General features: G+C 73.4%; 2 protein-coding genes. Both read right to left on the bottom strand.

Annotated elements, in window-relative coordinates:
* Nucleotides 1-930, bottom strand: a 930-nt coding sequence (locus tag K6I34_RS24750) for a beta-ketoacyl synthase N-terminal-like domain-containing protein (protein WP_229328556.1), incomplete at its 3' end; no start/stop codon positions are given.
* A gap of 55 nt (nt 931-985) precedes the next feature.
* Nucleotides 986-8,915: type I polyketide synthase (locus tag K6I34_RS24745; protein WP_374231002.1), on the bottom strand; the 7,930-nt coding region annotated here is incomplete at its 5' end.

Below are 8,915 nucleotides of genomic sequence, written 5' to 3'. Positions count from 1 at the left end.
CGTCAGGCCGTTGCTCGCGCCGTCCTGGTTGATGGCCGAGCCCCGGACGATCGCCAGCACCGGGTGACCGTTCTTGCGGGCGTCGGAAAGCTTCTCGACGAGGAGCATGCCGACGCCCTCGCCCCAGCCGGTGCCGTCGGCACCGTCGGCGAACGCCTTGCAGCGGCCGTCGGGGGCGAGGCCCCGCTGACGGCTGAAGTTGATGAACGCCCGGGGGCTGTTCATCACGGTGACACCGCCGGTGAGCGCCATCGAGCACTCACCGTTGCGCAGCGCCTGGACGGCCAGGTGCAGGGCCACCAGCGACGACGAGCACGCCGTGTCGACGGTGAGCGCCGGGCCCTCCAGGCCGAAGGTGTAGGAGATACGGCCGGAGATGACGCTGGCCGCGTTGCCGGTCAGCAGGTACTGCTCGGCGCCCTGCGGCAGCCGGTGCATCAGCTCGGGGTAGTCCTGGCCGTTGGTGCCGATGAACACCCCGGCCTTGGAGCCGCGGAGCGTGGCCGGGTCGACCCCGGCCCGCTCGAACACCTCCCAGGCCGTCTCCAGCAGCAGGCGCTGCTGCGGGTCCATGGCGAGGGCCTCGCGGGGCGAGATCCCGAAGAACGCGGCGTCGAACTCGCCCGCGCCGTCGAGGAACCCGCCCTTGTCGGTGTAGCTGGTCCCCTGCTGGTCGGGGTCGGCGTCGAAGAGCGAATCGACGTCCCAGCCACGGTCCGTGGGGAAGTCCGCTATGGCGTCGCCACCCGCGGCCACGAGCTGCCACAGCTCCTCGGGGGACGTGACGCCCCCCGGGAAGCGGCAGCTCATGCCGACGATCGCGATCGGCTCAGGCTCCCGGGACTCGACCTCCCGAAGACGCTGCCGCGTCTGGTGCAGATCGGCAGTTACCCGCTTGAGGTAGTCGAGGATCTTGTCCTGATCCGACATTGGAGTCTCACCCATGCTTCTCGTCACAAACCTTGCGCCCGCGGACCTTAGATCCTTAGATTCCGAGTTCTTTCTCGATGAAGTCGAAGACCTCATCAGGCGTTGCCTCTTGCAGCTTTTCCGTCACCGTGCCGCCGGTGCTCTCCGGCCCGGTGCCGCGCGGCTCGTCCCACCTGGTGAGGAGGGCCTGGAGCCGGGCGGCGATACCGGCCCGGGTCTCGCCGTCCTCGGCGGCGGGGTCGAGCACGGACAGCGCGGATTCCAGCTTCTCCAGCTCCGCGATGCCCGGCGCGGCCGCCGCCGCTCCGCCGTCCTGTGTGATCTCCGCGTGCAGGAACGCGGCCAGCACGGCCGGGGTCGGGTAGTCGAAGACCAGCGTGGCGGGGAGCTTCAGCCCGGTGGCGGCACCGAGCCGGTTGCGGAGTTCGAGCGCGATGAGCGAGTCGAAGCCCAGCTCCTTGAACGCCCGGCCCGCGCCGACCTCGTCGGTCGAGGGGTGCCCCAGCGCCGCGGCCGCGTTGCCGCGCACCAGCTCCAGGACGACCAGGGACTGCTCGGCCCGGGGCATCCCCGCCAGCTGCTGCCGCAGCGTGTCCGCCGGAGCGGCGGCCGTACCGGCGTCGCCGCCCGCCGGACCGCTGTCCGTCAGCCGCTTCACCTCGGGCAGGTCGGCGATGAACGGGCTGCGCCGCACCGCCGTGTAGCCGTAGGCGAAGCGCTCCCACTGGATGTCGGCGACGGCCACGGCCGTGTCGGCGTGGTCCAGGGCCTGCTGCAGCGCCCTGATCGCCGAGTCCGGTGCCATGGCGGGCACGCCGCCCCGGTCCAGCCGCTCGCCGATGGCGCCGCCGGCCGCGAGACCCGTGTCGCCCCAGCGGCCCCAGGCCACGGAGACGGCGGGCAGCCCGTCGGCCCGGCGCTGCTCGGCCAGCGCGTCCAAGTACGCGTTGGCCGCGGCGTAGTTGCCCTGCCCGGCGTCGCCGAGCGTGCCCGCGATGCCGGAGAAGAGCACGAACGCGCTCAGGTCCAGCTCTCGGGTGAGCTCGTGCAGATGGCGGGCGGCGTCGGCCTTGGGGCCGAGCACCGTCGCGAAGCGGGACGGCGTCAGCGCGTCCAGGACACCGTCGTCGAGGACACCCGCCACGTGCATGACGGCGGTCAGCGGCTGCCCGGCCGGTATGCCTGCGAGCAGCGCCTCGACGGCCTTACGGTCGGCCACGTCGCACGCGGCGACGGTGACCTCGGCACCCAGCGCGACGAGCTCGTCCCGCAGCTCGGCGGCGCCCGGGGCCTCCAGGCCACGACGGCTGGTGAGCAGCAGACGCTCGGCACCGTTACGGGCCAGCCAGCGGGCCACATGCGCGCCCAGCGCACCCGTACCACCGGTCACCAACGTCGTACCCGACGGCTGCCAGCTCCGCACGGGAGCGGCGTCGGCCAGCGGGGCGTGGGAGAGCCTGCGGGCGAAGACGCCCGCGGCGCGGATCGCGACCTGGTCCTCTCCGTCGGCCCCGGCCAGGACGGCCGTCAGCCGGGAGAGCGCCCGCTCGTCGGCGGTGCCGGGCAGGTCGATCAGACCGCCCCAGCGCTCGGGGTGCTCCAGCGCGGCCGTCCGGCCCAGGCCCCAGACCAGTGCCTGCTCCGGGTTGTCCGGCCGGTCGGAGCGGCTGACGGAGACAGCGCCACGGGTCGCGCACCACAGGGGCGCGTCGATCCCGGCGTCGCCCAGTGCCTGGACGAGCGCGGCGGTACCGGTCAGACCCGCGTGGGCGGGCCGGTCGTCGAAGGCGAGCAGGGACAGCACACCGGCCACCGGCGCGGCGCCGTCGAGCTCCTCGGTCACCCGGCGGGTGACCGACTCGCGGTCCAGCTCCCCGGCGCCCAGGGTGAGCTGCCGGACGTCGGCGCCGCGGCCGGCCAGCGCGCCCACGGAGGCGAGTGCCCAGTCGTCGGCGAGCGCGGACTCGGGCACGACCAGCAGCCAGGTGCCGGAGAGCCGCGCGGCGGCGCCCTCGGTCAGCGACTTCCAGGTCACGCGGTAGCGCCAGCCGTCCAGGGCGGACAGCGTACGGGCCTGCTTGCGCCAAGCGGACAGAGCGGGCAGTACGGCGCCCAGGGTGTCGGCGTCCTCGAACTCCAGCGTGCCGGCGAGCGATTCCAGGTCCTCGCGCTCGACGGCCTCCCAGAAGCGGGCGTCCACCGCGTCCACGGGCAGCGCGTCGGCGCCGGACTCCGGCGCGGCCGCCTCGGGCCAGTACTGCTGGTGCTGGAAGGCGTAGGTGGGCAGGTCGACGCGGCGCGCGCCGGTGCCCTCGTAGACGGCGTCCCAGTCGACGGACACGCCCCGCGTCCACGCCTCACCGAGAGAGGTGAAGAAGCGATCGAGGCCGCCCTCGTCACGGCGCAGGGAGCCCATGACGGCGGCCTCGCGGTCCGCGTCCTCGGCGGTCTCCTGGACGCCCATGGTCAGCACGGGGTGCGCGCTGGACTCGATGAACGTCTTGAAGCCCTCGTCCAGCAGACGCCGGACGGCACCCTCCAGCTCGACGGTCTGGCGGAGGTTGGTGAACCAGTACTCGGCGTCCAGCTCCGGGCCCTTGACCCACTCACCGGTGACGGTGGAGAGGAAAGGCACCTCGGCCGCCTTCGGCTCGACCGGAGCGAGCAGTTTCAGCAGCTCGTCGCGCAGCAGCTCGACCTGGGCCGAGTGCGAGGCGTAGTCCACGGGCACCTTGCGGGCCCGGACCTCGTCCGCCTCGCAGGACGCGATGAGCTCGTCCAGCGCCTCCGGCTCACCGGAGACCACGACCGAAGAGGGGCCGTTGACAGCGGCCACCGAGATACGGGCCTCGCCCCAGGGGGCGATGCGTTCCCGCACCTGGGCCACCGGCAGTGCGACGGACACCATGCCGCCCCTGCCCGCCAGCACCCGGCCGATCGCCTGACTGCGCAGGGCCACCACCCGGGCCGCGTCCTGAAGCGAGAGGATCCCCGCCACACACGCAGCGGCGATCTCACCCTGCGAGTGACCCACCACCGCGTCCGCACGGACGCCCATGGAGCGCCACAGCTCGGCCAGCGACACCATCACGGAGAACAGCACGGGCTGGACCACGTCGACACGTTCCAGCGACGGCGCATCCTCCGCACCGCGCAGGACGTCCACCAACGACCAGTCGGTGAACTCCTCCAGCGCGGTGGCGCACTCGTCGATCCGGGCAGCGAACACTGGCGAAGCATCCAACAGCGCGGTGGCCATGCCTACCCATTGCGACCCCTGTCCTGGGAACAGGAACGCGGCCTTACCCCCGATTCCCGCTCCTCGGACCAGCTGGGGCAGGGCCTCGCCCCGGGCCAGGGCCCCCAGTCCGCGGACGAAGTCATCACGGTCCGTGCCCACCAGCACGGCTCGCTCGTCGAGGGCGGAGCGGGTGGTGGCCAGCGAGTGACCGATGTCCGCGGGGCGCGCGCCGGTGTCGGCCGCGAGGTGGGAGAGGAGCTTCTCCGCCTGCGCGCGCAGCGCGGCCTGGCTCTTGCCGGAGAGCACCCACGGCAGCACGCCCGGCGTCCGCGAGGTGTCCTCGGCCGCGGTCCGCTCCTCCGCCGGGGCCTGCTCGACGATGACGTGCGCGTTGGTGCCGCTGAAGCCGAAGGAGGAGATACCCGCGCGGCGCGGGGCCCGGGTCCCGGGCCACGGGGTGGCCTCCGTCACCAGGGAGACCGCGCCCGCCGACCAGTCCACGTGCGGGGTCGGCTCGGCGATGTGCAGCGACTCGGGCACCATGCCGTACCGCATGGCGAGGACCATCTTCATCACGCCCGCGACACCGGCGGCCGCCTGGGCGTGGCCGATGTTGGACTTGACGGAGCCGAGCAGCAGCGGCTGGTCGGCCGGGCGCTCCTGGCCGTACGTGGCGAGCAGGGCCTGGGCCTCGATCGGGTCGCCGAGCGTCGTACCGGTGCCGTGGGCCTCGATCACGTCCACGTCGGCCGTGGTGAGGCGGGCGTTGGCGAGTGCCTGCCGGATGACGCGCTGCTGCGACGGGCCGTTCGGCGCGGTCAGGCCGTTGCTCGCACCGTCCTGGTTGATGGCGGAGCCCCGGACGATCGCCAGCACCGGGTGGCCGTTCTTCTGTGCGTCGGAGAGCCGCTCGACGAGCAGCATGCCGACGCCCTCGGCGGGGCTGAAGCCGTCGGCGTCCGAGGAGAACGCCTTGCTGCGGCCGTCGGAGGACAGGCCGCGCTGGCGGCTGAACTCGATGAAGGTGCCGGGGGTGGCCATCAGGGTCACACCACCCGCCAGGGCGAGGGAGCACTCACCGGTGCGCAGGGCCTGCACGGCCAGGTGCAGGGCGACCAGCGACGACGAGCACGCCGTGTCGACGGTGACCGCCGGGCCCTCCAGGCCGAACACGTAGCTGACGCGGCCGGAGACCACGCTGGCGGCGCTGCCGGTGGCCAGGTGACCCTCGTAGCCGTCGGTGGCGCTCCGCATGAGGATGGAGTAGTCGGAGCCGTTGGTGCCCGCGAAGACACCGGTCTGGCTGCCGCGCACCGACACGGGGTCGATACCGGCCCGCTCGAACGCCTCCCACGACGTCTCCAGCAGCAGGCGCTGCTGCGGGTCCATCGCCATCGCCTCGCGCGGCGAGATCCCGAAGAACGCCGGGTCGAACTCGGCGGCGCCGGTGAGGAAGCCGCCCTCGCGGGTGTAGCTGGTGCCCTGCGCGTTCGGGTCCGGGTTGTAGAGGGACTCCACGTCCCAGCCGCGGTCGGCCGGGAACTCCGACAGCGCGTCACCGCCCGTGACCAGCAGCTGCCACAGCTCCTCGGGGGTGCGGACACCGCCGGGGAACCGGCAGCTCATGCCGACGATCGCGATCGGCTCGTCGTCGGCGAGCGCTGCCGCCGTGGGCAGCGGGGCCGCGGTGGCGGGCTGCCGGCCGGAGAACTCGGCACGCAGGTGCCGGGCGAGCGCGGCGGGGGTCGGGTAGTCGAAGATCAGCGTCGGCGGCAGCTTGAGCCCCGTGGCGGCGCCGAGCCGGTTGCGGAGCTCGACCGCGGTGAGCGAGTCGAAGCCCAGCTCCTTGAAGGCGCGTACGGCCTCGACGGCCTCGGTGTAGCCCAGCACGGTCGCGACGGCGGTCCGTACGAGCTCCAGGAGCAGCCGCTCCTGCTCGGCGTCGGGCAGCCCGGCGAGCTGCTGGACGAGGGCGGCGGCACCGGAGTCCTCCGCCTCGTCGCCCGCCATGTCCTTGATGACGTCCCGTGCCTCGGGCAGGTCGTGCAGCAGCGGCCGGGAGCGGCCGGAGGTGAAAGCGAGGACGAAGCGCTTCCACTCCATGTCGACGACGGTCAGCACCGGCTCGTCGCGGTCCAAGGCGTGCTGGAGCGCGGTGACGGCGAGTTCGGGCGACATCTCGATGACGCCGTGGCGGCGCATCCGGTCGCCGACCCCGCCCTCGGCCATGCCGCCCTCGCCCCACGGGCCCCAGGCCAGCGAGGTGGCGGGCAGCCCGGCGGCGCGGCGCCACTCGGCGAAGGCGTCCAGGAAGGCGTTGCCCGGCGCGTAGTTGCCCTGGCCGGGCGCGCCGAACGTGGCGGCGAAGGAGGAGAACAGCACGAACGCCGACAGGTCCAGGTCCTTGGTCAGCTCGTGCAGGTGGAGCGTGGCGTCGACCTTGACCTTCAGCACCCGGTCGACCTGCTCGGGCGTCAGGCCCTCGATCACGCCGTCGTCCAGCACCGCGGCGGTGTGCACGACGGCGGTCAGCGGCTGCCCGTCCGGGATGCCCGCGAGCAGCGCCTCGACGGCCTCACGGTCGGCCACGTCGCACGCTGCGACCATGACCTCGGCACCCAGCGCGACAAGCTCCTCACGCAGCTCGGCAGCGCCCGGGGCCTCCAGACCACGACGGCTGGTGAGCAGCAGACGCTCGGCACCGTTACGGGCCAGCCAACGGGCCACATGCGCACCCAGCGCACCCGTACCACCGGTCACCAACGTCGTACCCGACGGCTGCCAGCTCCGCACGGGAGCGGTCTCGGCCAGCGGGGAGCGCACCAGGCGGCGGGCGAACAGGCCGCTGGGCCGGATCGCGACCTGGTCCTCGTCCCCGGCTCCGGCCAGGACGGCCGCCAGCCGGGCGAACGCCCGGTCGTCGGCGGTCTCCGGCAGATCGACGAGGCCGCCGTAGCGCTCGCCGTGCTCCAGGGCGGCCACTCGGCCGAGGCCCCAGGTCAGCGCCTGCGCGGGCGACTCCAGCCGGTCCGCGCGGCCGGTCGAGACGGCGCCGCGGGTGGCACACCACAGCGGCGCGGTGATCTCCGCGTCGCCCAGCGCCTGGATCAGCGCCAGTTGGGCGACGGCTCCGGCGGGGGCGGAGGTGTGCACGGGGTGCTGCCGGGCGTCGAGTGCCAGCAGCGAGAGCACACCGGCAACGGGGGCCTCGGCGGCCTGCTTCAGCAGTGCGGTGAGGGACTCCCGGTCGTCGGCGCCGGTGTCCATGACGAGCTGTCGTACGTCGGCGCCACGCTCGGCGAGGACCCGGGCCGCGCCGGTGGCCCAGTCGTCGTCGGCCGCGGACGCGGGCACGACCAGCAGCCAGGTGCCGGAGAGCCGCGCGGCGGAACCCTCGGTCATCGGCTTCCAGGTCACGCGGTAGCGCCAGCCGTCCACGACGGACTGCTTACGGCTCTGCTTGCGCCAGTTGGCCAGGGCGGGCAGCAGGGCGCTGGCCCGCTCGTCGCCGTCGACGGCGAGCTCGATGGCGAGCGCCTGCCAGTCCTCGCGCTCCACGGCCTCCCAGAAACGGGCCTCGACCGGGTCAGCCTGCGCGGCCACGGCGGGGGCGCCGGACTCCAGCCAGTAGTGCTGGTGCTGGAAGGCGTAGGTGGGCAGGCCGACGCGTACGGCGCCGGTGCCCTCGTAGACGGCGTCCCAGTCGACGGACACGCCACGCGTCCACGCCTCACCGAGAGAGGTGAAGAAGCGCTCCAGGCCGCCCTCGTCACGGCGCAGGGAGCCGATGGCGGCGGCCTCGCGGGCCGCGTCCTCGGCGGTCTCCTGGACACCCATCGTCAGCACGGGGTGCGCGCTGGACTCGACGAAGACGCCGAAACCCTCGTCCAGGAGGCGGCGAACCGCGGCCTCCAGCTCGACCGTGCGGCGCAGGTTCGTGAACCAGTACTCCGCGTCCAGCTCCGGGCCCTGGACCCACTCCCCCGTCACCGTCGACAGGAACGGCACTTCGGCCGCCTTCGGCGTGACCGGCGCGAGGAGCTTCAGGAGCTCGTCGCGCAGCAGCTCGACCTGGGCGGAGTGCGAGGCGTAGTCCACGGGCACCTTGCGGGCCCGGACCTCGTCCGCCTCGCACGAAGCGATGAGCTCGTCCAGCGCCTCCGGCTCGCCCGAGACCACGACCGAGGAGGGGCCGTTGACAGCGGCCACCGAGATACGGTCCTCACCCCACGCGGCAATCCGCTCCCGGACCCGGTCCACCGGCAGGGCCACGGACACCATGCCGCCCTTGCCCGCCAGCACCCGGCCGATCGCCTGACTCCGCAGAGCCACCACCCGGGCCGCGTCCTGAAGCGACAGAATCCCCGCCACACAAGCAGCGGCGATCTCACCCTGCGAGTGACCCACCACCGCATCCGCCCGCACACCCAGCGAACGCCACAGCTCCGCCAGGGAGACCATCACCGCGAACAGCACCGGCTGGACGACGTCGACACGCTCCAGCGACGGCGCGCCCTCCGCACCGCGCAGCACGTCCACCAGCGACCAGTCGCAGAACTCGGCCAGCGCGGCGGCGCACTCGTCGATCCGGGCAGCGAACACCGGCGAGGCGTCCATCAGCCCGACCGCCATGCCCGCCCACTGCGAACCCTGCCCCGGGAACACAAAGGCCACCTGACCACCGGCCGCAGACCCCTGCACCACACCAGACGCCATACCGCCCTCAGCCAGAGCAGCAAGACCG

Source organism: Streptomyces sp. UNOC14_S4 (assembly GCF_020740835.1).
Classification (GTDB): domain Bacteria; phylum Actinomycetota; class Actinomycetes; order Streptomycetales; family Streptomycetaceae; genus Streptomyces.
Note: the sequence above shows the minus strand (reverse complement) of the source record. Positions and strands in the feature narration are given on the sequence as shown.